The sequence below is a fragment of the Pseudoxanthomonas sp. PXM01 genome (assembly GCF_014851815.1).
Taxonomy (GTDB): domain Bacteria; phylum Pseudomonadota; class Gammaproteobacteria; order Xanthomonadales; family Xanthomonadaceae; genus Pseudoxanthomonas_A.
Genome location: NZ_JACVAJ010000001.1, coordinates 1536603 through 1557561, shown reverse-complemented (window position 1 = coordinate 1557561; position 20959 = coordinate 1536603). Strand labels below are relative to the sequence as shown.

Genomic DNA, 20959 nt, shown 5'->3' with positions numbered 1-20959 from the left:
TCCCGCATGCGTCCGACGAAAGCCTTCCGCGCCCCGCGCTCGCAACAGGGTTTCAGCCTGCTCGAGATCATCATCGTGCTGGTGCTGATCGGCGGCATCCTGGTCCTGGTCGGCAGCCGGGTGATGGGCGGTGCGGATAGCGGCAAGGTGAAGCTGGCGCAATCGCAGGTGCAGACGCTGGCGGGCAAGATCGAGAACTACCAGCTCGACACCGGCCGCTATCCGGCGCAGCTGTCCGACCTGGTGGTCAACCCGGGCAACGCCGCAGGCTGGCTGGGGCCGTACGCCAAGGAGAGCGAGTTGCAGGATCCCTGGAAGACACCGATCGAGTACCGCATCCCGGGCGAGACGCAGCGCTTCGACCTGATCAGCCTGGGCGCCGACGGCAAGGCCGGCGGCGACAGCGTCAACGCGGACATCAAGAACGAGTAAGCACGGCGTCCGCCGTCGTGGCATTCCTTGCCGGTCCCGCGCAGCCAGCCGTCATCGGACGCTGTCCGCGCGCCCGCGCGGATGGCTTCACGTTGCTCGAGACGTTGCTGGTACTCGTGCTGATCGCGGCGGCGGGCATCCTCGCGGCCATGGTCTTCACGGGCGGCATGGACGGCATGCGGCTGCGCTCCGAATCCAAGGAAATCGCCGCGCAACTCCGATACACACGGGCGCGCGCCATCGCGACCGGGCAACCGCAGCGCTTCCGCATCGACCCGCGCGCGCATGCCTGGGAAGCGGCGGGTGACCGTCGCGGCGACATCGACGACAGCCTGTCCGTGCGTTTCACCGGCGCGCGCGAGGCGCAGGCCCGGGCCGGGGAAGGGGGCGTGCTGTTCTTTCCCGATGGCGGCTCCACCGGAGGCCGCATCACCCTGTCGGCCGGCACGGCGGCATGGAGCGTCGACGTGGCCTGGTTGACCGGAGAGACCCGGTTGTTGCGCGACGAAGTGCCGGCGCCATGATCGTGTCCCGCCGTCGCCAGCAAGGCTTTACCCTGCTCGAGGTGATCGTGGCGTTCGCCCTGTTGGCGCTCGCGCTGAGCCTGCTGCTCGGATCGCTGTCCGGCGCCAGCCGGCAGGTGCGCGAATCGGCGGACAGCAGTCGCGCGACCCTGCATGCGCAGTCGCTGCTGGCGCAACTGGGCGCGGGAGAGGCGCTGCAGCCCGGACGGCAGCAGGGCAGTTTCGAAGGCGACCGTTACCGCTGGCAGCTCGACGTCGCGCCGTTCGCCGATCCGCTGGCGGCACGCGCGCAACTCGATCCCAGTGCCCCGCAACTGCTCGACGTGCGGCTGACGGTGGGTTGGGGCAGCGAGCGTGGACAGGCGATGGAGTGGCGCACGCTGCGGCTGGCACCGCGCGACATCAACCAGGCGGTGTCGCCGTGATGCGCGCGCGGACGCAGGGCTTCACGCTGATCGAAGTACTGGTCGCGCTGGTGCTGATGGCCGCGGGCCTGGCGCTGGCGTTCGCGACGCTGCGCTCGTCCACTGCCGTGGTCACGCGCGGCGAGGACATGGCACAGGCGAGCGAGCGCATGCGCGCGGTGCATGGTTACCTGCGCGCGCGGCTGGCGTCGGCGCAGCCGATCGTCTTCGCCACCGACCGGGGCACCCTGCGGCAGGCACGCTTCATCGGCACGCCGCAGCGCATGCGCTTCGTGGCCGACCTGCCGGATTACCTCGGCTTCGGTGGCCCCTACCTGCACGAGCTGGTGGTCGACGACGCGGGGCGCCTGCAGGTGGCGTTCTCCGTCGCGCGCCCGGATGCGTCGTTGGAGGAGATCGACCTTGCCGCGCGCGGGTTGCGCGCCGAACGGCTCGCCGATGGCCTGAAGGCGGTGCGTTTCCGCTATCGCGGCCTCGATGCGGACAACCGGCTCGGTCCCTGGCAGGACCGCTGGGAAACGTCCGACATGCTGCCCCTGCAGGTGAAGGTGGAGATGGAGGCTGTACGCGGCGGTCGCTGGCCTGACCTGGTGGTGACGCTCGCGCGCAGCGAGGGTGGCGCGGGCGGCGGCCTGCTGCCGGGCGGCAACCCGTCGGTGCTGCCATGAAGCGCGCGCGCGGTGCGGCGCTGCTGCTCGTGCTGTGGCTGGTGGCGCTGCTCACCGCGCTGGTCGGCGCCTACGCCCTGACCGCTCGCATGGAGGCCTTGCAGGCGCGCGTGGGCAGCCGCGGTGCCCAGGCGCAGGAGATCGCGCGCGCCGGCATCGAGTACGCATTGGTGCGCGTGTCCGACCGCAATCCTGAAACGCACTGGCAACCCAATGGACGGGCGTACACCTGGACCTTCGATGGCCAGCAGGTACAGGTAAGCATCGTGGACGAGACCGGCAAGGTCGACCTGAACCAGGCCGACGTGCCCTTGCTGTCACGCCTGATGCAGGCGCTCGGCGAGCCGCCCGAGGTGGGCGATGCGCTCGCGGCGGCCATCGTCGACTGGCGCGACGGCGACAACCTGACCCAGCCGGTGGGCGGTGCGGAGGACGGCGACTACGCCGCGGCCGGACGCGACTACGGCGCCAAGGACGCGCCGTTCGAAACCATCGCGGAAGTCGAGCAGGTCCTCGGCATGACGCCGGCGCTCTATGCACGGCTGGCCCCGTTCCTGACCCTCTACTCGGGGCGCGCGCAGCCCGATGCGATGTACGCGCAGGGTCCGGTGCTGGAGGCGATGGGCGTGGACTCGGTGGCGTGGCTGGCGCAACGCAATGCGGCGGGTGCCACGGTGAATCCCCAACTCGTCGGCACCGGCAGCGGCACGTATAGTATCGAGAGCCGCGCGCGGCTGGTCGATGGCCGCGAAGCGTCGTTGCGGACGGTGGTGCGCGCGGGTGCCAGCCCGGTACCGGGTTCGGCCTACACCTTGTTGCGCTGGGAGGAGGGAGCGTCACCACAATGAGCGGCGTACGCGACACCTTGCAGCGGCTCCGGGCACGGCTCGGGCCGGGCCCCCGCAGTTTCCTCGCGTGGTGGGGGCAGGCGCTGGCGACCTGGTTGCCGGCGCGCTGGCGCGTGCTGCTGGGGCTGACCGGCGACCGCCTGCTGTTCCAGCGCCAGGACGACCAGATCGAGATGACGTGGCTGGAAGGGTCGCAGCGGCACATGCTGGCGCGCTTGCCCGCCACGGTGACCCCGGACGAGTTGCGTGCGGTGCTGGGCACGCGACTGACCGACCTCCCGCGCTGGTGGCTGGTTCCCTCGGGCATGGCGCTGCGTCGCCGCCTGCTGATGCCGGCCGCGGCGGCTGAGCGTTTGCAGGACGTGCTGAAATTCGAACTCGACCGGCAGACGCCGTTCACCGCCAACGAGGCGTGTTTCGATGCGCGCGTCATCGGCGTGCGCACGGACGGACAGCTCGATGTCGAACTGGCCGCCGTACCGATGGCGGCATTCGCCGGTGGCTTGGCGCAACTCGGCGCCCTTGCGGACGGGATGGCGGGCGCGGACGTGGAGGACGCCGATGGCGTGCCGCTGGGCGTGAACCTGCTGCCGGAATCCGCACGCGTGACGGCGCAAGCCCCGCAGCGTGGGCTGCATCGGGTGCTGGCGGCGGTGGCCGTGGTCGCGATCGTGTTCGCCGCCTGGGCGATGCTGGACAACCGGCGGGCCGCGGCCGATGCCTTCGCCGCACAGGTCGACGGCCGCGCCGACGCGGCACGCCAGGTAGCGGCGCAGCGGCAGCAGCTCGTCGATCTGGTCGCCGGCACGACGGTGTTGAACCAGACCAGCGCACGGCGTCCGACCGCCTTGGAAGTGATGGATGACGTCACCCGGCGCCTGCCCGACAACACCTATCTGGAAAAGTTCGCCATCGAGGGTGACCGGCTGACGTTGATCGGCTTCAGTCCGGAAGCCTCGGGCCTGGTGGCTCGCCTGCAAGGCTCGCCGTTGTGGCGCAATCCTGCGCTGAGCGGTGCGCTGCAACCGGATCCGCGCACGCGGATGGACCGCTTCACCCTGACGGCCGAACTGCTGGGCAAGCAGGATCCGTCGGCCGCCACGGCAGGAGGCGCGAATGCCGCTGGCCGTGACTGACCGCGACCGCTGGCTGGCGCTGGCGCTGCTGCTGGTGGCGCTGCTGCTCGGCTATGCCCTGCTGGTGCACCCGTGGTGGACCGTGCCGATGCAGGAAGTGGGCGCCCGTGTGGACGAACTGCGCGACCGCGAGTTGCGCATCCGCACCCAGCTGCAGCAGGCGCCGGCGGTGCGGCGCGAACTCGACGCCGCGCTGGCGCAGCAGGCGCAGCGCCCGGGCTTCCTGCCGGAGGCGACGGTGGAGCTGGCCACGGCCGGTCTCGTGCAGCGCCTGGAAGCCGTGGTCAAGCAGGCCAGCCCGGGCAACCGCAGTTGCGCGATCGCCAACCAGTCGCCGCTGGCGGTGGCCGGCCGCGAGGTCTACCCGCGCGTGGTGGTGCAGGTCCGTCTGCGTTGCGGTGCCCCCGAACTGGCCTCGGTGCTGCACCAGATCGAGTCCGGCAGCCCGCGACTGTTCGTCGAGAACCTCAACATCCTCGCGCAGCGCTACGCGTTCCAGGCCAGCGAAAGCGGTACCGGCGGGCTGGACGTGAACTTCGACCTGTACGGCTATCTCAAGCCTTCCCCTGTCGTGGCCCAGGAGACGCCCGGTGCGCGCTGACACCTGGAACCTGCGCACCGGGCTGCTCGCCGTCGTGGCGGGGTGGGCCGTGCTGGTGGCCGTGCTGGCCCTGTTCGGCCTGGGCGGCCGCATCACGCCGCTGCCTGCCGATCCGGCCCTGGTGCAGGCCTTGCCGCGCCTGCCCCCCAGTCCACCGGAGCGCCTGCAGGCGCTGGACCAGTACGCCGATGTCGGCGCGCGCCCGCTGTTTTCCGAAGATCGTCGTCCCAAGCCGTTCTTCCTCTCGGGCGAGGAGGCTGCCGCCCCTGCGTTCGATCTGGTACTGACCAGCGTGCTGATCACGCCGGCGCTGGAACTGGCCATCGTGCAGCCTTCGCAGGGCGGGGAAGGGCTGCGGGTGAAGGTCGGTGAATCGCCGGCGGGGTTCCCGGGTTGGCAGTTGAGCGAACTGGGGCCGCGCCGGGCGGTGTTCGATGGGCCTGAAGGCCGCCGGGAACTGGAACTGCGCGTCTTCGACGGCGCCGGCGGCCAGCCGCCGACGCAGATCCTCAGCCAACCTCCTGCCGTGCCGCCTGCGGGTGTCGCGCTGCCGTCTGCGCCGGGGGGTGGCCGGCCCACCGGCGGCAACAATGCACCCGCGACGATGCCTGCCGCGCCCCCGTCCCCGACGCAGGGACAGGCACCCGCCCCGGTGATGACGCCCACCCCGCCGTCGCCATCCGCGACGGCTACCGCGCCCACGTCGACCACCGACGAGCAGATGGAAGCCATCCGCCAGCGCATCGAACAGCGCCGCGCGCAGCTGCGCCAGCAGCAGGCGCAACCCACCACGCCGCCGGCAACGCCCGGCAAGACACAGTAGAGTGCCGGCATGACGTTACGTGTGATCCTGTTTTCCCTCTGCCTGGGCCTGCTGGCCGGGTGCGCCAGCGCGCCCGTCGCGGAGATGCGCCGTGGGGCGACGACGCCGACGGGTGTCATGCCGGGCACTGCGCAGACCACGCCGCTGTCCGAGGCCGACGCACCGGAGACGGGTCCGCAGGCGCAGGTCCGGCGCGGCAACGGGCAGATGATCAACCGCAGCGCGGCGGCCGCGCCGCTGCCCTCGCTGGGCGGCGCGAGCAGCGGATCGGCCACCTTCAACTTCGAAGGCGAATCCGTGCATGCGGTGGTCAAGGCGATCCTCGGCGACATGCTGGGGCAGAACTACGTGATCGCGCCGGGCGTGCAGGGCACGGTCACGCTGGGCACGCCGAAGCCGGTATCGCCGGCCGAGGCGCTGAACCTGCTGGAGATGGTGCTCGGCTGGAACAACGCGCGGCTGGTCTACAGCGGCGGGCGGTACAACATCATCCCGGCCGACCAGGCGCTTGCAGGCAGCGTGGCGCCGCGTACCGGCCCGGCCTCCAGCGCGCGCGGTTATGAAGTACGTGTGGTGCCGCTGCGCTTCATTTCCGCCAGCGAGATGAAGAAGGTGCTGGAGCCGTACGCGCGTCCGAACGCCATCGTCAGCATCGACGGCACCCGCAACGTCATTACCCTCGCGGGCACGCGGACCGAACTGGAGAACTACCTGCGCACCGTCGAGATCTTCGACGTGGACTGGCTGTCCGGCATGTCGGTCGGCGTGTTCCCGCTGCAGTCGGGACGCGCGACGCGCGTGGTCGCCGACCTGGAGAAGGTGTTCGGCAACGACAGCAAGACGCCGAGCGCCGGCATGTTCCGCTTCATGCCGCTGGAAGGCGCCAATGCGGTACTGGTGATCACGCCGCAGCCCGCCTACCTGGACCAGATCCAGCAGTGGCTCGAACGCATCGACGGCGCGGGCGAGGGCAGTCGGCTGTTCTCCTACGAACTGAAGTACATCAAGGCACGCGAACTCGCGCAGCGGCTGTCGGAAGTGTTCGGATCCTCCGGTGGCAGCGGATCCGGCGACGAGCGGTCGACCGGCGGCGCGGGCAACGTCTCGCTGATGCCGGGCACCGACCCCGTGCAGATCAACGACGGCGGCCTCAACGGCAACGGCGGCAGCGTGGACTTCGGCAGCAGCGGAAGCAGCGGCGGTACCGGTGGCCTGGGCAGCGGTTCGCTGTCGCTCAACCAGCGGGACAGCGGCAGCGGCGCAGTAACGCTGGAAGTCGACGGCAACCGCGTAGGCGTGGCGGCCGTCGAGGAAACCAACACGTTGCTTGTGCGCGCCAGCCCCAGCGCCTGGAACTCGATCCGCGAAGTCGTCGAGAAACTCGACGTGATGCCGATGCAGGTGCACATCGAAGCGCAGATCGCAGAGGTCTCGCTGACCGGCGACCTGAGCTACGGCGTCAACTGGTACCTCGAGCGGGCAATGACCGACAACGGGCTGCCGAACTTCGCGGCGCCCGGTGGCGTGCCGGGCGTGAGCGGTCCCAGCAAGTGGAGTACGCTCGCCGGCAGCATCGGCGGCGTGAGCGGCGCCGGTGCCGTCTGGACGCTGGTCAAGAACGACGCCGCCGCGGTGATCACCGCGTTGGACGAAGTCAGCGACGTGCGCCTGCTGCAGACGCCTTCCGTGTTCGTCCGCAACAACGCAGAGGCCACCCTGAACGTCGGCAGCCGCATTCCGATCTCGTCGGTGACCGTCAATCCGGGGCTCGGCACGGACAACACCTTCAGCCAGGTGCAGTACCTGGACACCGGCGTGATCCTGAAGGTACGCCCGCGCGTCACCCGCGATGGCATGGTGTTCCTGGACATCGTGCAGGAAGTCAGCTCGCCGGGCAGCGAGCCCGATGCCAACGGCAACGTACGCATCAACACGCGCCGCATGAAGACCGAGGCCGCGGTGGAAGCCGGACAGACGGTGATGCTGGCGGGCCTCATCAGCGACAGCGCCACGGAAGGATCCGCCGGCATTCCCGGCCTCAGTCGCTTGCCGGTGATCGGTGCGCTGTTCGGCAGGAAGTCCACCAGCAGCGAGCGTAGCGAGGTGATCGTGCTGATCACCCCGACGATCGTCCGCAACCCGCAGGAAGCGCGCAACCTGACCGACGAGTACGGCCAGCGTTTCCGTGCCCTGGACCCGCTCTACGCACCGCCCAAGAAGTGACCCCCGGTAACGCATCGCCCCTGCCTGTCGTCCTGTTGCCGGTCGGCACGGACGACGATGCCCTGGATGCCTGCCTGGGCGCGCTCGACGCCGGCACGCCCGCCGGCACGCGCGTGTGGCTGGCGGACGACGCGCAGGCGGGACCGCGGGGTTTGGCCATCATCGAACGCTGGCTGGCCCGCACCGCGTTGCAGGCCGACTACACGCGCCGCCCGCGCATGGTCGGCGAGGTGGCGCATGTCGACGAGATGCTGTCCGCCTGCGGCGACGCCGATGTAGTGCTGCTCGCCCCCGATGCCCAGCCGCTGCCGGGCTGGCTGCAGCAACTGGCCGCCTGCCTGGCGCGCGATGCCGCCATCGCCACGGCCACGCCGTGGTGCAACGCCGGCGAAACCGCGGCATGGCCACGGCTCGGCGAGGTGATGCCGCCGCCCGAGGACCGCGAGCGCACGGCGCTGGCCTGCGCGGCGCTTCCGCCCCTGCATCCCGAATTGCCGGCCGCCGTCGCGCACGCGGTGGTGCTGCGCGGCAGTGCGCGCAAGCGCGTCGGCGGACTGGACGCCGCGAGTTTCGCTTCGTGGTACGCGGCGCTGGTCGACCTGTCGCTTCGCCTTTCCGGCCTGGGCTGGCGAAACGTACTGTGCGAGACCGCCTTCGTCGCGCGCGGCGGAGAAGGCGGTCCCGCCGATGGCGACATGGATGCATTGAACGCGCGCTGGCCCACGTTCACGCCGCGGCTGGCGACCTTCCTGATGGAGGATCCCCTGCGAGAGCCGCGCGAGCGCCTGCATGCGCTGTATGCCCAAGCGGATTTGCCGGAGCGCCAGCGTGATCTCTTCGGCTGAAATGCCCGGTATCGCTGCGGTAGTGGTGACGCACGAGAGCGCGTCCAGCATCGACGACTGCTTGATGCGCCTGCGCGTTGCGCATGGCGTGCACGAGATTCGCGTGGTCGACAATGCGTCGACTGACGACACCATGGAGATCGTGCAGCGGCATGCATTGCAGGATGCGCGCCTGCGCTTCATCGCCAATCCGGACAATCCCGGCTTCGCGGTCGGCTGCAACCAGGGCGCCCGCGACACGCATGTCCCCTGGCTGGCGTTCGTGAATCCCGACCTGATGGTCGAGGCGGACACGTTGTCGCGGCTGCGCGCCCATGCATGCGCGGCCGCCGGCGAGATCGTGCTCGGCGTCGACCTGGTCGACGAGGATGGCGTGCGCGATGCCGCCGCACGTCGCCGGGACCCCGTCTTCGCGGCGATGCTGCATTCGCCCGGCGCGGCGTCGAGGCTGGGCGCGCCCGTCGATGAAGGTCGGGCGCTGCAGCCGGTCGACATCATCTCGGGCGCGCTGATGTTGATGCCGCGTGCGCTGTTCGACCGGATCGGCGGGTTCGACGAAGGCTACCGGCTGCACGCCGAGGACATGGACCTGTGCCGGCGAGCGCGGGATGCGGGGGCCGTGGTCGCCGTCGCGAACGACATCCGCGTCCTGCACCTCCGTGGCGTCTCCAGCCGCGCACGCCCGGTGTTCGTGGAATGGCACAAGCACCGCGGCCTGTGGCGCTACTTCCGCAAGTTCGAGGCGGCGCAGCGTAGCCCGGTCACGCGCATGGGCGTGTTCGCCGCCATCTGGATGCATTTCGGTGCGGTGCTGGCGCGGATCCTGCTGCGCCGGCGCTGACGGACGCTAGTCGCCGGATACCCGGTGACCGTGTCCGCGCAATGCCTGCAGGGCCATCTCGAGCTGCGGTTCCTGCACCAGCACGTAATCGGTGTCGAAGGTGGAGATCGCGAAGATGCCCACGCCGGCCGCCGCCAGCGGATCCAGCACCGCCTTCAGGATGCCGGTCAGCGCGAAGTCGAACGGCCCCTGCAGCTTGAACATGCGCCAGCCGCGCTGGCAGCGCACGTCCCCGGGCACCTGCGCTTCTTCGCAGACCAGCGACAGTTCGTCGTCGGTCCAGCCGGCATGGCGCATGCCGGTCGTGGGCCACCAGGGGGGGAGCGACGCGTCGGCGGGCAGTTGCACCACCGCGTAGCGACCGGGCACCAGCAGCAGGGTCAGTGAGGGCGTCGTCATCCTGGGCTTCCGTTCCACCAGAACAGCGCGTTGACTGTCAGCACGACGACGACGGTGTAGACCAGCGACAACGGGCCGCCGACACGCCACAGCTGGCGCGAGGTGTAGTTGGCGGGGCCCACGATCATCGAGATCACCGGGTTGGACGCGGTCATCAGGTTGTTGGATGCCGACAACGCCACGATCAGCGCGAAGGCCGTGGGGTTGCCGCCCGCCGCGAGCGCGAGGTTGATCGCCATGGGCACCATCACGATGGTGGCGCCGACATGGCTGATGACCAGCGAGAACGCGGTGGTCAGCAGCGCGATGGCGATCTCCAGCACCCACACGGGGATGCCCTCCGGCAGCCGCTCGACCGTATGCCCGGCCACCCACGCGGCCGCGCCACTGCTGTCCATCGCCCAGCCGAGCGGGATCAGGCCCGCCATCAGGAACACCGTTTTCCAGTTGATCGCGCCGTAGGCTTCGTCCATGCGCAGCACGCCGGTCAGCAGCATGCCGGCCACGCCGGTCATCAGCGTCAGCGCGACCGGCAGCTTGGAGGTCAGCGCGATGATGATGGTGATGGCGAAGATCGTCATCGCGATCTTGAACTTGTGCGGTCGCTGTTCGCCCTTCGGATAGTCGGTCACCACCACGAAGTCGCGGCTCTCCGCCGCCAGTCCCAGGTCCTGCCAGATGCTGTGGAACACCAGCATGTCGCCGGCGCGCAGCTTTTCGTCGCGCACGTTCTCGCGGATGACCTTCTTGTCGCGGTTGATCGCCAGCAGGCTGATGCCGTTCTGCTTGCGCAGTCGCAGCTCGCGCGCGGTCTTGCCGATGAACTTCGAGGTGGGCGGCACCACCGCCTCGGAGATGCCGGCGCGGCTGGGATTGAACAGGTCGCCGAAGTGGCGCAGCCGCGAGGACATGCGCAGGAACTGGTTCTGCGCGAAGTCGCTGATGTCCTGCCGCGCGCCCATCACGCCCAGCACGCTGCCCACCCAGATGCGCATGTCCGCCGGCGGCGACAGGCGCGTGTCGTTGCCGGTCTGCAGCGCGAGCATCAGCGGCGCATCGTGCAGGGCTTCGGCCTCGCCCAGCGACATGCCGACCAGCGGGCTCTCCGCGCTGACCACCAGTTCGAACACGTCGCCTTCGATGCCGTAGGTGTTGGCGAAGTAGCTCTCGGTGCGCGCCGGCGTCACCGCGCCGTCGCTGTCCTGCGTTTCTTCCTTGAGTTTGCGGTCGCCGTAGTAGCGGAAGTACACCAGCGAGGCGATCACCAGCGCCAGGCCGATCGGCCACGGCGCGAACATGCGCAGCGGCTCCAGCGTGGCCATGCCCGAGGGCAGGTTGTTGTTCGCCGAGACCAGCAAGTCGTTGAGCAGGATCAGCGGCGAGTTGCCGACCATGGTGAACGCGCCGCCCATGACGATGGCCGCGGCGATCGGCAGCAGCAGCCGCTGCATCGACAGGCCGGTCCGCGAGGACAGGCGCGAGGCGACCGGCATGAACAGGGCCATCACCGACGGGTTCTGCATGAAGGACGAGTTGAGGCTGGCGATGGCGGTGGTCATCAGCAGCAGGCGCTGCTCGATGCCATGCCCGCGGCGCAGCAGCCAGGATGCCAGCCGGTTCAGCGCACCGGTGCGGTCCAGGCCGGCGCCGAGGATCATGGTGGCGATGATGCTCATCACCGCGTTGCCGGAAAAGCCGCCGAAGATCTCCTCCGGCGCGATCAGGCCGGTGATGCCCAGCACCACCAGCACCACCAGCGCCACCAGGTCGGCGCGGATGCGCTCGAACAGGAACATCGCCATCGTGAAGCCGACCAGCCCGAGGACGAGCTTCATGTCGTTGGTCAGCGTCAGCGCGTTTTCCATGTCGCGGTCGGTTTCCTGGTGCGTGCTGCGGTGTTACTCGCGGTCGTACAGAAGATCCCACACGCCGTGGCCGAGCTTCTGGCCGCGGGTCTCGAAATGCGTCTGGGGTCGCCAGTCGGGGCGCGGCACGCTGCCGCGCAGGCCGGCGCGGTTGCTCAGACCCGGGGTCGCGTCCAGCACGTCCCACATGTGCTCGGCGTAGGCTTCCCAGTCGGTGGCGCAATGCAAGCGGCCGCCGGAGCGCAGCTTGCGCGTGATGAGCGCCGCGAACGCGGGCTGCACCAGGCGGCGCTTGTTGTGGCGCTTCTTGTGCCACGGATCGGGAAAATAGATGCGCACTTCGTCCAGCGAGCCGTCGGCGACTTCGTGCTGCAGCACTTCCACCGCATCGTGGTGGTAAATGCGCACGTGGTCGCTGCCGTCCTCGGCCAGCGCGTTCAACAGCCGGCCGACGCCGGGCGCATGCACTTCCAGGCCGATGTAGTCGCGCGCCTTGTCGTGGGCGGCGGCGAAGCGCAGCGCCTCGCCGTTGCCGAAGCCGATCTCCAGCACGCGCAGCGCGGAACGTCCGAACGCCGCGTCGTAATCGCGCGGTGCGCCGGTGTACTCCAGCCCGAAGCGTGGCCATTGCGTGTCGAAAGCCCGCTGCTGCGCATCGGTGAAGCGGCCCTGGCGCAGTACGAAGCTGCGGATTTCACGCCGGCCCTCGGTCGGGGTGAACGGCTTGGGCGGCGTCTTCGCGCCAGGGCTGGAAAACGGATCCGTCATCAGCCGATCAGGCCGTCGATCGGGCTGGAGGCCGAGGCGTTGCGCTTGCGCGGAATGCGGCCGGCCAGGAAGGCTTCGCGGCCGGCTTCGACGGCCTTGCGCATGGCGCTGGCCATCAGCACGGGATGCTTCGCGCCGGCGATGGCAGTGTTCATCAGTACACCATCACAGCCCAGTTCCATGGCGATGGCAGCATCGGACGCGGTGCCGACGCCGGCATCGACCAGCACGGGTACCTTGGCGTTCTCGATGATTTCCAGCAGGTTGTACTTGTTCTGTACGCCCAGGCCGGAGCCGATCGGCGCGGCCAGCGGCATCACCGCCACGCAGCCGAGCTCTTCCAGGCGGCGGGCGAGGATGGGGTCGTCGCTGGTGTAGACCATCACCTGGAACCCGTCGGCGACCAGCGTCTCGGCGGCAGCCAGCGTCTGCACGACATCGGGATAGAGGGTCTTCTCGTCGCCCAGCACTTCCAGCTTCACCAGGGTGTGGCCGTCGAGCAGTTCGCGCGCCAGCCGGCAGGTGCGCACCGCATCGGCCGCTGTGTAGCAGCCGGCGGTGTTGGGCAGGATCGTGTACTTGTCCGGCGGCAGCACGTCGAGCAGGTTGGGCTCGTTGGGTGACTGGCCGAGGTTGGTGCGGCGGATGGCGACGGTGACGATCTCGGCGCCCGCGGCCTCGGTGGCCAGGCGGGTTTCCTCGAAATCCTTGAACTTGCCGGTGCCGGTCAGCAGGCGGGAACGGTAGGTCTTGCCCGCGATCACCAGCGGGTCATGGGGGGCGGTGTTCGACATGCGGCGATTATCGCCCATGTGACGCCGATGCGTCCCGTCGACGGCGACCCTGGCGCTCAGCCGCCGCCGAGCGCGTGCACGATCTCGACGCGGTCGCCGGCCTGCAGCAGGTGCTGCGCGTGCTGGCCGCGCGGGATGATCTCGCCATTGACCTCGATGGCCACGCGGCGCTCGGCCAGGCCCTGCGAGTGGAGAAGGGTGGCGATGGTGCTCTGCTCGGGCAGCGCCTGCGGCTGCCCATTCAACTGGATGTCCATGCCGGTATTGTCGCCGATGGTGCGGCGGCTTGCCGCATTGCAGCGTGTACCCCGACGGGCTTGGTGGAACGATGCGCGCCATGCGCAGCCGTACGGCAGAGCCGGCGCGCAGCCCGTCCATTCCTTGCCCCGGAGATTCCATGAAGCGTTCCTTCTCGCCCGTCCGCTCCCTGCTGGCCGTCGCGCTGGCGGTGGCGGCCGCCCCTGTCCTGGCAGGCGACAGCCCGTATTCCCAGACCATCTTCTTCGGCGACAGCCTCACCGACTCGGGCCACTTCCGCCCGGCGCTGATCCAAGCGATCGGCCCGAACGGTGCCATCCTCGGCCGCTTCACCACCAACCCCGGCCAGGTCTGGTCCGAGTACATGGCCGAGTACTACGGTACCGGTGCCGGCAGCGCCAACCAGGGCGGCACCAACTACGCCGTCGGTGGCGCGCGCGTGGGCACCAATACTTCGGGCGCGCTGGGTCCGATCCCGTCGATGACCTCGCAGCTGACCAGCTACCTGTCCGCCAATGGCGGCCGCGCCGATCCCAATGCGCTGTACACCATCTGGGGTGGCGCCAACGACCTGTTCGCCGTCGTGGGGGGCGCACCGGCCCAGACCACGATCGGCGGTGCCGTCACCGCGCAGGTCGGCATCATCGGTACGCTGCAGAACGCCGGTGCCCGCTACATCCTGGTGCCGACGATCCCCGACCTCGGCGTGACGCCGCAGTTCCGCGCGGGCGGGCCGACGGCGCAGGCCACCGGCACGCAGCTGGCCACCACCTACAACACCGCGCTGTTTGGTGCCCTCAACACCGCCGGCCTGCGCATCATTCCGCTGGATACCTTCACGCTGCTGCGCGAGATCGTGGCGAGCCCGGCGGAATACGGCTTCGGCAACGTCACCGGTACCGCCTGCAACCCGCAGATCACCGCCTCGTCGGTCACCTGCAGTCCGCTGAACTACGCCACCCCGAATGCGGCCGATGTCTACGCCTTCGCCGACGGCGTGCACCCGTCGTCCAAGGCGCACGAGATCCTGTCGCAGTACGCGGTGTCGGTGCTGGAAGGTCCGCGCCAGATCGCACTGCTGCCTTACACCGCGTCGGTGCATGGCCGCGCTCGTGCCGATCGCGTGGCATCCCATGTCGCCGGCAAGCCGGAAGCCGATGGCATGCGCTGGTGGGGCGACGTGCGTGGCGACTTCCTGCGCTACGACGACGGCAACCTGTACGACGGTGCGGGCCCGATGGGTACGTTCGGCGTGGACTGGTCGAGCGGGTCCTGGGTGTATGGCGCCTTCGCCGGCTACGGCCGGGCGAAGTACGACTTCGGCCTGCGCCGTGGCAGCTTCGATGAGTCCGATGCCACGATCGGCGGCTTCGCCGGCTGGTACGGCGACCACCTGTGGGCGAACGCGCAGGTCAGCTACAGCTGGATCTCCTACGACATCGACCGCGAAGTGCAGCTCGGTGGGGTGACGCGTCGCCACAGCGGTTCGCCGGATGGCACCAACCTGACCGTTGGCGCGAGCGCCGGCTACGAGTTCGGCGATGGCGCGTTCCGCCATGGCCCGGTGGTGAGCGTGGTGTCGCAGACCATCGAGATGGACGGCTACAGCGAGAGCAACATCAACTCGACCGCGCTGGCGTACCCGGACCAGGACTTCGATTCGCTGATCGGCAGCGCCGGCTGGCAGGTCAGCTATGCGATCAACGATCACCTGCAGCCATACGCCCGCCTGACGGTGGATCGCGAGTTCGAGGATCCGGCCGCGGAAGTGTTCGCCCAGTCGCTGTCGATGCCGGGCACGGCACCCTACGCGGTGCCGGGCCTGGATACCGACGACAGCTACGGCACGCTGCTGCTGGGTGCGCGCACCAGGCTGTTCGGGTTCGACGCCAATCTGGGCGTCAACACCACGGTCAACCAGGGCGGCGGCACCAACACCACCGCCTTCATGACCTTGAGCGGCGGCTTCTGATGCACGCCGGGCAATGCGGTGCCCGCCACGGGCGCCGCATTGCCTTGCCGCGCGCCGCGGCATAGACTCGCGCCATCGTGCGGGTGTAGTTCAATGGTAGAACTGCAGCTTCCCAAGCTGCTAGCGTGGGTTCGATTCCCATCACCCGCTCCATCCCGCCCCCTTCTCCTGTCATCGTCCCCGCTTCCGGGCGTGGCATGCTGTGCGGGACTCTCGTGACCGACTCCCCATGAAGCTCGCCATCCTGTCGCGCAACGGCAAGCTGTACTCGACGCGTCGCCTGGTCGAAGCGGCGCGGCAGCGCGGGCACACGGTGCGCGTGCTGGATCCGCTGCGCTGCTACATGCGCATCTCGTCCGGCGGATTCCAGCTGCGTTACAAGGGGCGATCGCTCGCGGGCTACGACGCCGTCATTCCCCGTATCGGTGCGTCGATCACGCGTTACGGCACCGCGGTGCTGCGCCAGTTCGAACTGATGGGCACCTACAGCCCCAATCCTTCCGACGCGATCCTGCGGGCGCGCGACAAGCTGCGCGCCCACCAGTTGCTGGCCGCGCAAGGCATCGATCTGCCGGTCACCGTCTTCGGCGACAACCCGGACGACACGGCCGACCTGCTGTCGATGCTGGGGCCGCCCCCGCACGTGATCAAGTTGAACGAGGGCGCGCAGGGTGCCGGCGTGATGCTGACCGAGAAGCCCTCCGCCTCCCGCAGCGTCGTGGAAGCCCTGCGGGGCCTGTACGCCAGCTTCGTGGTGCAGGAGTTCATCGGCGAGGCCGAAGGCGCTGACCTGCGCTGTTTGGTGGTGGGCGACGAGGTGGTGGCGTCGATGCGCCGGCAGGCGCCGGAGGGCGATTTCCGCTCCAACCTCCATCGCGGCGGAACGGCACTGCTTGCCGAGGCCACGGAGGAAGAGCGTGCGGTGGCCATCCGGGCGGCGAGAGTGCTGGGGCTCGGCGTCGCGGGGGTGGACCTGATCCGCGCCCAGCGAGGGCCGCTGGTGCTGGAGGTGAATTCGACCCCCGGCCTGGAAGGCATCGAGGGGGTTTGCGGCGTGGATGTCGCCGGGCGCATTGTCGATTACCTCGCTGCCCGGGCTGAATAGGGCTCGCGACTGCTTCGCGTGACCTCGAATCGATATTTCACGCAGAATTAACGCGCTCTTTAACGGTGGTTTAATCGAAAACCGCGTAGCCTTGTCCGGACCGAAGCTCTGCGTTCCTCCCGGTGGATACATCTGGAAAGCACAGGATTACGGTAATCGGGGCAATTGTTTGGCCCAGGCGGGCGACCACCCGCCTGGGCCTTGTTTTATCCGGGTGCCGTGACGCCGATGCCACTTGCCGCCCCGTCTCGCGCTGGATAAATTCGGTAACTCTCACTACGGAAAGGACGCATGATGCGCCGCTCGATTCTCGCTGCATTGGTGGCACTGGCTTTCGTGGCCGCCGCCCATGCCGCCCCCCGCGACAAACCCCAGAAGGCGCAGGCGCTTGATCTCAACAAGCCGCTGCCCGAGCAGGTCGAACTGATCCAGAAGCAACTCGACGACGGCGAGACCTACGCCGAGATCGCGGCCGCGGATCGCGCCAGCGTCAAGGAGTCGCTCGGCAGGCTCGCGGCGATCGTCAACGAGAACGGCGGTTCGCTCAACCCGCAGCAGAAGACGCAGCTGCTGAACGAGCAGAACACCATCAACCAGATCCTGTCGCAGGCTGCCGCCGACAGCCGGCTCGTGTGCCGTCGTGAAGCGCAGATCGGTTCGCTGCGTACCACCACGCAGTGCAAGACGGTGGCCGAGCGCCGCCGCGACGCCCAGGAAGCGCAGGAAACCATGCGCCGCAATCCGTCGGGCACTTTCAACAAGGGGAGCTGAGCCCGGTGCGCATCCTCGTCATCGAAGACAACAGCGACATCGCCGCCAATCTCGGCGACTACCTGGAGGAGCGGGGGCATACCGTCGACTTCGCGGCCGACGGCGTGACCGGTCTGCACCTGGCGGTGGTGCATGAGTTCGATGCGATCGTCCTCGACCTCAACCTGCCGGGCATGGATGGCCTGGAAGTCTGCCGCAAGCTCCGCAACGAAGCGCGCAAGCAGACGCCCGTGCTGATGCTGACCGCGCGCGATTCGCTGGACAACAAGCTGGCAGGCTTCGATTCCGGCGCCGACGACTACCTGATCAAGCCGTTCGCGCTGCAGGAAGTCGAAGTCCGCCTCAATGCGCTGTCGCGCCGCGGCAAGGGCGTGCAGACGCGCGTGCTGGAAGTCGGCGAGCTGGAGTACAACCTCGACACGCTGGAAGTGCGTCGCCAGGCCAAGCTGCTGCAGCTGAACCCGACGGCGCTGAAAATCCTGCAGGCGCTGATGGAAGCCTCGCCCGCCGTGGTGACGCGCCAGGAACTGGAAACGCGCGTCTGGGGCGAAGAGCTGCCGGATTCGGACTCCCTGCGCGTGCACATCCACGGCCTGCGCGCCGTGGTGGACAAGCCGTTCGACTCGCCCTACATCCAGACGCGCCACGGCATCGGATACCGCATCGCCGCGCCCGATGCCAACAACTGAGTCGTCGAAACCCCGCCGCCACCGCCGCTTCCGGCGGCGGCTGCGCACCCGCATCATCCTGTCGTTCGTGCTGTTGGGCTTCGGCCTGACGGTCCTGTTCGCCTACGCGACGATCCTCGCGCGGCAGCGCGTGGAGGACCAGCTCGTCGAAGACGTGATGAATCGCAACCTCGACGAGTCCTGGCGAAGATTCATCCAGACCAATGGCAGGGTCGTCGGCGCGCCCGTCGAGCAGATCAAGGCGTACTACTACCTCCCGGACAAGTTCGAGAGTGTCCGGGTCAATCGGCCCGAGTGGTATGCGTTGCCGGATGGCATCCACAGCATCACCGCCATGGGCGACGACGGACGGCCGTCGCTGTACAAGCTCGGCGTCCGGAAGACGCCGCAGGTATGGTTCTTCATCGCTTACGACATGGGCCAGACCGCGCGTGCCGAGGTGCAGTTCAAGCGGACGGTGTACGGCTCGATCCTCCTGTTCACGGCGTTCTCGCTGGTCGTGGGGTGGTGGTCGGCCTCCCGCGTGATGAGTCCGGTCTCCGAGCTGGCGGCGCGGCTCCGCGCTTACCGCGGCAGCAGCAATCCCCGGCCGCTCGCGCCGCACTTTCCGCAGGACGAAGTAGGCGAGCTGGCGAAGGCGCTGGACGACTATTCCGGGCGCCTGACCGAGGTGGTGCAGCGCGACCGCGAGTTCAACGCCGACGTCAGCCACGAACTGCGTACGCCGCTGGCCATCATCCGTGGCTCGGTCGAGCTGATGCTGTCGCGGCCGGACATGGACGAGAAGACGCGCATCCGCATCCAGCGCATCCAGCGCGCCGAACAGCAATGCACGGACTTGATCAGTGCGCTGCTGCTGCTGTCCCGCAACGAGCGCGGCCATGGCAACACCGATGTCGCGCGCGTCGTCGACCAGTTGCTGGACGCGCATCGCGCGACATTGGGTGGCAAGCCGCTGGTGCTGCGTGTCGAAGGCGAGGGCGGCGTGACCGTCGACTCGCCCGAGGCCGCGCTGTCGGTCGCACTGGGCAACCTGATCGGCAACGCGGTGAAATACACCAAGGAAGGCGAGGTGGTCGTGCGCCTGTTGCCGGATGCCGTGGAAGTCATCGACTCCGGCCCCGGCCTGAGCAAGGAAGATGCGGCGCGCCTGTTCGAGCGCGGGTACCGCGGTACCCATGCCGGCCATTCGCAGGGCGGTGGCATCGGCCTGTCCATCGTCAGTCGCCTGTGCGCGTTGTACGGATGGCAGGTGGGCGTGCGCCCGGGAGAACCGAAGGGCGTGGTGGCCACGTTGCGGTTCTCGCCGGATCGTGGTGCGACGCCCGACGAACAGCCGCGCGACGCCTGACGGCGGACGTCGTTACAGGGTGATCCAGAAACAGTTGTAGGCGCGTCGCAGCCCGAAGGTCGTGTCGGCAGGCGTCGCGCTGTTCTTCAGCGTCTGCACCACGCGCAGTCCGACAGGACGTTGCCGTTGGGTGGTGGTCTGCGGGTAGTAGCCATCCCGGTTGGCATCGACCACCGCGCCGTCGGTATCGAGCACCGGCGCGGGGGCGGGACGGATGGGGACGATGTCGACCAGCGGGCGTTGCGCGACCACGTCCAGCCGATCGAGGATGCGCAGCGCACCGGCGTCCGAGGTGCCGGTCCAGTGGTAGATCCCGGCAAGGCGGTTCACGTCCTGCGCCTGGATGGCGGACGACACCTGCATCACCAGATCGCTGAGCGTCCGCGAGCAGCCGCCGCGATAAAGCGCGCCAGTGGCGACCGTGCTGGTGGTCGTAGGTAAGCGATCCATGGCGCCGACATCCTCGCAGCGCTTGTCGGTGTAGACCGTCTCGCCGGACATCGTGGTGCAGCGGTGCACGCCTTGCTGCTGTGCTTTTGCCCCGGGTGCGCCGAGCCACGCGGGCGCGAGCAGGCAGACCATGGCAAGGAAGGGAACGGAACGCATGGCGCAGACTAATCCGCTACGCGGATCCGGTCATGGCTGGCGCGCACGGATTGGCGTTGTCGTTCACCTGCCGGTCGGATGACCGGCGGGGTGTCAGGCGGACCAGCCCAGTCGCGACAGTACGGTCTGCGTGGGCTTGGCGAGATTGAGCGTGTAGAAATGCAGCGACGGCGCGCCGCCGGCCACAAGCCGTTCGCACAGGTTGGCCACCACGTCGGCACCGAAATCGCGGATCGCGTCGGCGTCGTCGCCCAGCGCCTGCATGCGCTTGCCGACCCAGCGCGGGATTTCCGCACCGCAGGCTTCGGAGAAGCGGCGCAGCTGCGCGAAGTTCGAGATCGGCATGATGCCGGGGATGATCGGGATCTCCACGCCGAGCTTGCGCACCGCCTCGACGAAATGGAAATACGCGTCGGGGTTGTAGAAATACTGCGTGATCGCGCCATCGGCACCCGCGTCGACCTTGGCCTTGAAATGGCGCAGGTCGGTGAGTGCGTCTTCCGCTTGCGGATGCGTCTCGGGATAGGCGCCGACTTCGATATGGAACGTGTCGCCGTGTTCGGCGCGGATGAACTCGATCAGTTCCGAGGCATAGCGCAGGTCGCCGGGATGACCCATACCGGACGGCAGGTCGCCGCGCAGCGCGACGATGCGCTTGCAGCCGAGCGCGCGGTACAGCCGCAGCAGTTCGCGGATCTCCTCGCGGCTGCCGCCCACGCAGGACAGGTGCGGCGCGGCATCGAAGCCGTGGTGCTGGTTGAGGTGGCGGACCGTCTCGGAGGTGTAACTGAGCGTGGAGCCGCCCGCGCCGAACGTGCACGACACGTACTCGGGCGCATGCGCCTTCAGCTTGTCCGCGGTGCGGTCGAGCTGCGCGCGCTGCTCATCGGTCTTGGGAGGGTAGAACTCGAACGAAACCGGGATCGGCATGGAGAGGCCCCGAGGGGCAGGCGCATCCCCGCGCCTGCCGTGGATCGAGAGGGCGGCGTGGCGCCGCCCCCGTGCACTGCGTCGA

23 protein-coding genes and 1 tRNA gene are annotated in these 20959 nt (G+C 68.9%); 17 read left to right on the top strand and 7 right to left on the bottom strand.

Annotation, left to right across the window (positions count from 1 at the left end; translation table 11 throughout):
• Positions 1 to 6: 6 nt before the first annotated feature.
• The 11 genes from gspG (at position 7) to IB230_RS07145 (ending at position 9366) form a co-directional block, all read left to right on the top strand.
• Positions 7 to 432, top strand: coding sequence for a type II secretion system major pseudopilin GspG (gene gspG, locus IB230_RS07195; RefSeq protein ID WP_225589443.1), 426 nt, complete (start codon positions 7 to 9; stop codon positions 430 to 432).
• Between the two features lie 149 nt (positions 433 to 581).
• Positions 582 to 956, top strand: coding sequence for a GspH/FimT family pseudopilin (locus tag IB230_RS07190; protein WP_225589442.1), 375 nt, complete (start codon positions 582 to 584; stop codon positions 954 to 956).
• A complete protein-coding gene (locus tag IB230_RS07185; RefSeq protein ID WP_192270411.1) occupies positions 953 to 1381 on the top strand; it encodes a prepilin-type N-terminal cleavage/methylation domain-containing protein in 429 nt (142 codons plus the stop codon). Before IB230_RS07190 ends, IB230_RS07185 begins: the two co-directional genes overlap by 4 nt.
• Positions 1378 to 2049 carry a prepilin-type N-terminal cleavage/methylation domain-containing protein gene (locus IB230_RS07180; protein WP_192270409.1) on the top strand — a complete coding sequence of 224 codons (672 nt, stop codon included), beginning with the start codon at positions 1378 to 1380 and terminating at the stop codon, positions 2047 to 2049. Before IB230_RS07185 ends, IB230_RS07180 begins: the two co-directional genes overlap by 4 nt.
• A complete protein-coding gene (locus IB230_RS07175; protein ID WP_192270407.1) occupies positions 2046 to 2897 on the top strand; it encodes a type II secretion system protein GspK in 852 nt (283 codons plus the stop codon). Before IB230_RS07180 ends, IB230_RS07175 begins: the two co-directional genes overlap by 4 nt.
• Positions 2894 to 4033, top strand: coding sequence for a PilN domain-containing protein (locus tag IB230_RS07170; protein ID WP_192270405.1), 1140 nt, complete (start codon positions 2894 to 2896; stop codon positions 4031 to 4033). The genes IB230_RS07175 and IB230_RS07170 overlap by 4 nt, the downstream gene beginning before the upstream one ends.
• Positions 4014 to 4634, top strand: a complete 621-nt coding sequence (gene gspM / locus IB230_RS07165; protein ID WP_192270403.1) for a type II secretion system protein GspM — start codon at positions 4014 to 4016, stop codon at positions 4632 to 4634. The genes IB230_RS07170 and gspM overlap by 20 nt, the downstream gene beginning before the upstream one ends.
• Positions 4624 to 5457 carry a general secretion pathway protein GspN gene (locus IB230_RS07160; RefSeq protein ID WP_192270401.1) on the top strand — a complete coding sequence of 278 codons (834 nt, stop codon included), beginning with the start codon at positions 4624 to 4626 and terminating at the stop codon, positions 5455 to 5457. The genes gspM and IB230_RS07160 overlap by 11 nt, the downstream gene beginning before the upstream one ends.
• Positions 5458 to 5466: 9 nt before the next feature.
• Positions 5467 to 7680, top strand: a complete 2214-nt coding sequence (gene gspD, locus IB230_RS07155) for a type II secretion system secretin GspD (RefSeq protein WP_192270399.1) — start codon at positions 5467 to 5469, stop codon at positions 7678 to 7680.
• The gene (locus IB230_RS07150) at positions 7677 to 8525 is read left to right on the top strand and encodes a glycosyltransferase (protein ID WP_192270397.1); all 849 of its coding nucleotides are present in this window, start codon (positions 7677 to 7679) and stop codon (positions 8523 to 8525) included. The genes gspD and IB230_RS07150 overlap by 4 nt, the downstream gene beginning before the upstream one ends.
• A gap of 1 nt (position 8526) precedes the next feature.
• Positions 8527 to 9366 carry a glycosyltransferase family 2 protein gene (locus tag IB230_RS07145; RefSeq protein WP_192271359.1) on the top strand — a complete coding sequence of 280 codons (840 nt, stop codon included), beginning with the start codon at positions 8527 to 8529 and terminating at the stop codon, positions 9364 to 9366.
• A 6-nt stretch (positions 9367 to 9372) separates the two neighbouring features.
• Here the strand turns inward: IB230_RS07145 and IB230_RS07140 are convergent, their stop codons facing one another.
• From IB230_RS07140 to thiS, 5 genes are read right to left on the bottom strand one after another with little or no spacing between them, the layout of a single operon-like run.
• A complete protein-coding gene (locus IB230_RS07140) occupies positions 9373 to 9765 on the bottom strand; it encodes an ACT domain-containing protein (protein WP_192270395.1) in 393 nt (130 codons plus the stop codon).
• Positions 9762 to 11630 (bottom strand): SLC13 family permease, encoded by a 1869-nt coding sequence (locus IB230_RS07135; protein WP_192270393.1) that lies wholly within the window; start codon positions 11628 to 11630, stop codon positions 9762 to 9764. Before IB230_RS07135 ends, IB230_RS07140 begins: the two co-directional genes overlap by 4 nt.
• Positions 11631 to 11663: 33 nt before the next feature.
• A complete protein-coding gene (trmB, locus tag IB230_RS07130; RefSeq protein ID WP_192270391.1) occupies positions 11664 to 12398 on the bottom strand; it encodes a tRNA (guanosine(46)-N7)-methyltransferase TrmB in 735 nt (244 codons plus the stop codon).
• Complete coding sequence (locus tag IB230_RS07125) at positions 12398 to 13192, bottom strand: thiazole synthase (protein WP_192270389.1); 795 nt, start codon at positions 13190 to 13192, stop codon at positions 12398 to 12400. The genes trmB and IB230_RS07125 overlap by 1 nt, the downstream gene beginning before the upstream one ends.
• 56 nt (positions 13193 to 13248) lie before the next feature.
• Positions 13249 to 13449, bottom strand: a complete 201-nt coding sequence (gene thiS, locus IB230_RS07120; RefSeq protein WP_192270388.1) for a sulfur carrier protein ThiS — start codon at positions 13447 to 13449, stop codon at positions 13249 to 13251.
• A 173-nt stretch (positions 13450 to 13622) separates the two neighbouring features.
• Here thiS and IB230_RS07115 point away from each other — a divergent pair, with 173 nt between their 5' ends.
• The 6 genes from IB230_RS07115 to IB230_RS07090 all read left to right on the top strand — a co-directional run bounded on the left by IB230_RS07115 (position 13623) and on the right by IB230_RS07090 (position 19338).
• Positions 13623 to 15422 carry an autotransporter domain-containing protein gene (locus tag IB230_RS07115; RefSeq protein WP_192271357.1) on the top strand — a complete coding sequence of 600 codons (1800 nt, stop codon included), beginning with the start codon at positions 13623 to 13625 and terminating at the stop codon, positions 15420 to 15422.
• Between the two features lie 79 nt (positions 15423 to 15501).
• Positions 15502 to 15575: transfer RNA gene (locus tag IB230_RS07110), tRNA-Gly, on the top strand.
• A gap of 76 nt (positions 15576 to 15651) precedes the next feature.
• Positions 15652 to 16527: a 30S ribosomal protein S6--L-glutamate ligase gene (gene rimK / locus IB230_RS07105; protein WP_192270386.1), complete on the top strand. Its 876-nt coding sequence runs from the start codon at positions 15652 to 15654 to the stop codon at positions 16525 to 16527.
• A gap of 294 nt (positions 16528 to 16821) precedes the next feature.
• Positions 16822 to 17298, top strand: a complete 477-nt coding sequence (locus IB230_RS07100) for a hypothetical protein (protein WP_225589234.1) — start codon at positions 16822 to 16824, stop codon at positions 17296 to 17298.
• A gap of 5 nt (positions 17299 to 17303) precedes the next feature.
• Positions 17304 to 17987 (top strand): response regulator transcription factor, encoded by a 684-nt coding sequence (locus IB230_RS07095; RefSeq protein ID WP_192270384.1) that lies wholly within the window; start codon positions 17304 to 17306, stop codon positions 17985 to 17987.
• On the top strand, positions 17974 to 19338 hold the full coding sequence (locus IB230_RS07090; protein ID WP_192270382.1) for a HAMP domain-containing sensor histidine kinase: 1365 nt from the start codon (positions 17974 to 17976) through the stop codon (positions 19336 to 19338). The genes IB230_RS07095 and IB230_RS07090 overlap by 14 nt, the downstream gene beginning before the upstream one ends.
• A gap of 12 nt (positions 19339 to 19350) precedes the next feature.
• Here the strand turns inward: IB230_RS07090 and IB230_RS07085 are convergent, their stop codons facing one another.
• Positions 19351 to 19944 (bottom strand): hypothetical protein, encoded by a 594-nt coding sequence (locus tag IB230_RS07085; protein ID WP_192270380.1) that lies wholly within the window; start codon positions 19942 to 19944, stop codon positions 19351 to 19353.
• A gap of 93 nt (positions 19945 to 20037) precedes the next feature.
• Positions 20038 to 20874, bottom strand: a complete 837-nt coding sequence (gene metF / locus IB230_RS07080; protein WP_192270378.1) for a methylenetetrahydrofolate reductase [NAD(P)H] — start codon at positions 20872 to 20874, stop codon at positions 20038 to 20040.
• Positions 20875 to 20959: the final 85 nt, after the last annotated feature.

What these genes read in the sequence shown, in the direction of transcription:
- trmB (WP_192270391.1), bottom strand. Translation starts at nt 12,398, where the DNA reads ATGACGGATCCGTTTTCCAGCCCTGGCGCGAAGACGCCGCCCAAGCCG.
- IB230_RS07100 (WP_225589234.1), top strand. Translation starts at nt 16,822, where the DNA reads ATGCGCCGCTCGATTCTCGCTGCATTGGTGGCACTGGCTTTCGTGGCC.
- IB230_RS07190 (WP_225589442.1), top strand. Translation starts at nt 582, where the DNA reads ATGGTCTTCACGGGCGGCATGGACGGCATGCGGCTGCGCTCCGAATCC.
- gspD (WP_192270399.1), top strand. Translation starts at nt 5,467, where the DNA reads ATGACGTTACGTGTGATCCTGTTTTCCCTCTGCCTGGGCCTGCTGGCC.
- IB230_RS07145 (WP_192271359.1), top strand. Translation starts at nt 8,527, where the DNA reads ATGCCCGGTATCGCTGCGGTAGTGGTGACGCACGAGAGCGCGTCCAGC.
- rimK (WP_192270386.1), top strand. Translation starts at nt 15,652, where the DNA reads ATGAAGCTCGCCATCCTGTCGCGCAACGGCAAGCTGTACTCGACGCGT.
- IB230_RS07085 (WP_192270380.1), bottom strand. Translation starts at nt 19,944, where the DNA reads ATGCGTTCCGTTCCCTTCCTTGCCATGGTCTGCCTGCTCGCGCCCGCG.
- IB230_RS07125 (WP_192270389.1), bottom strand. Translation starts at nt 13,192, where the DNA reads ATGTCGAACACCGCCCCCCATGACCCGCTGGTGATCGCGGGCAAGACC.
- thiS (WP_192270388.1), bottom strand. Translation starts at nt 13,449, where the DNA reads ATGGACATCCAGTTGAATGGGCAGCCGCAGGCGCTGCCCGAGCAGAGC.
- IB230_RS07185 (WP_192270411.1), top strand. Translation starts at nt 953, where the DNA reads ATGATCGTGTCCCGCCGTCGCCAGCAAGGCTTTACCCTGCTCGAGGTG.
- gspG (WP_225589443.1), top strand. Translation starts at nt 7, where the DNA reads ATGCGTCCGACGAAAGCCTTCCGCGCCCCGCGCTCGCAACAGGGTTTC.
- IB230_RS07175 (WP_192270407.1), top strand. Translation starts at nt 2,046, where the DNA reads ATGAAGCGCGCGCGCGGTGCGGCGCTGCTGCTCGTGCTGTGGCTGGTG.
- IB230_RS07170 (WP_192270405.1), top strand. Translation starts at nt 2,894, where the DNA reads ATGAGCGGCGTACGCGACACCTTGCAGCGGCTCCGGGCACGGCTCGGG.
- IB230_RS07135 (WP_192270393.1), bottom strand. Translation starts at nt 11,630, where the DNA reads ATGGAAAACGCGCTGACGCTGACCAACGACATGAAGCTCGTCCTCGGG.
- metF (WP_192270378.1), bottom strand. Translation starts at nt 20,874, where the DNA reads ATGCCGATCCCGGTTTCGTTCGAGTTCTACCCTCCCAAGACCGATGAG.
- IB230_RS07090 (WP_192270382.1), top strand. Translation starts at nt 17,974, where the DNA reads ATGCCAACAACTGAGTCGTCGAAACCCCGCCGCCACCGCCGCTTCCGG.
- gspM (WP_192270403.1), top strand. Translation starts at nt 4,014, where the DNA reads ATGCCGCTGGCCGTGACTGACCGCGACCGCTGGCTGGCGCTGGCGCTG.
- IB230_RS07140 (WP_192270395.1), bottom strand. Translation starts at nt 9,765, where the DNA reads ATGACGACGCCCTCACTGACCCTGCTGCTGGTGCCCGGTCGCTACGCG.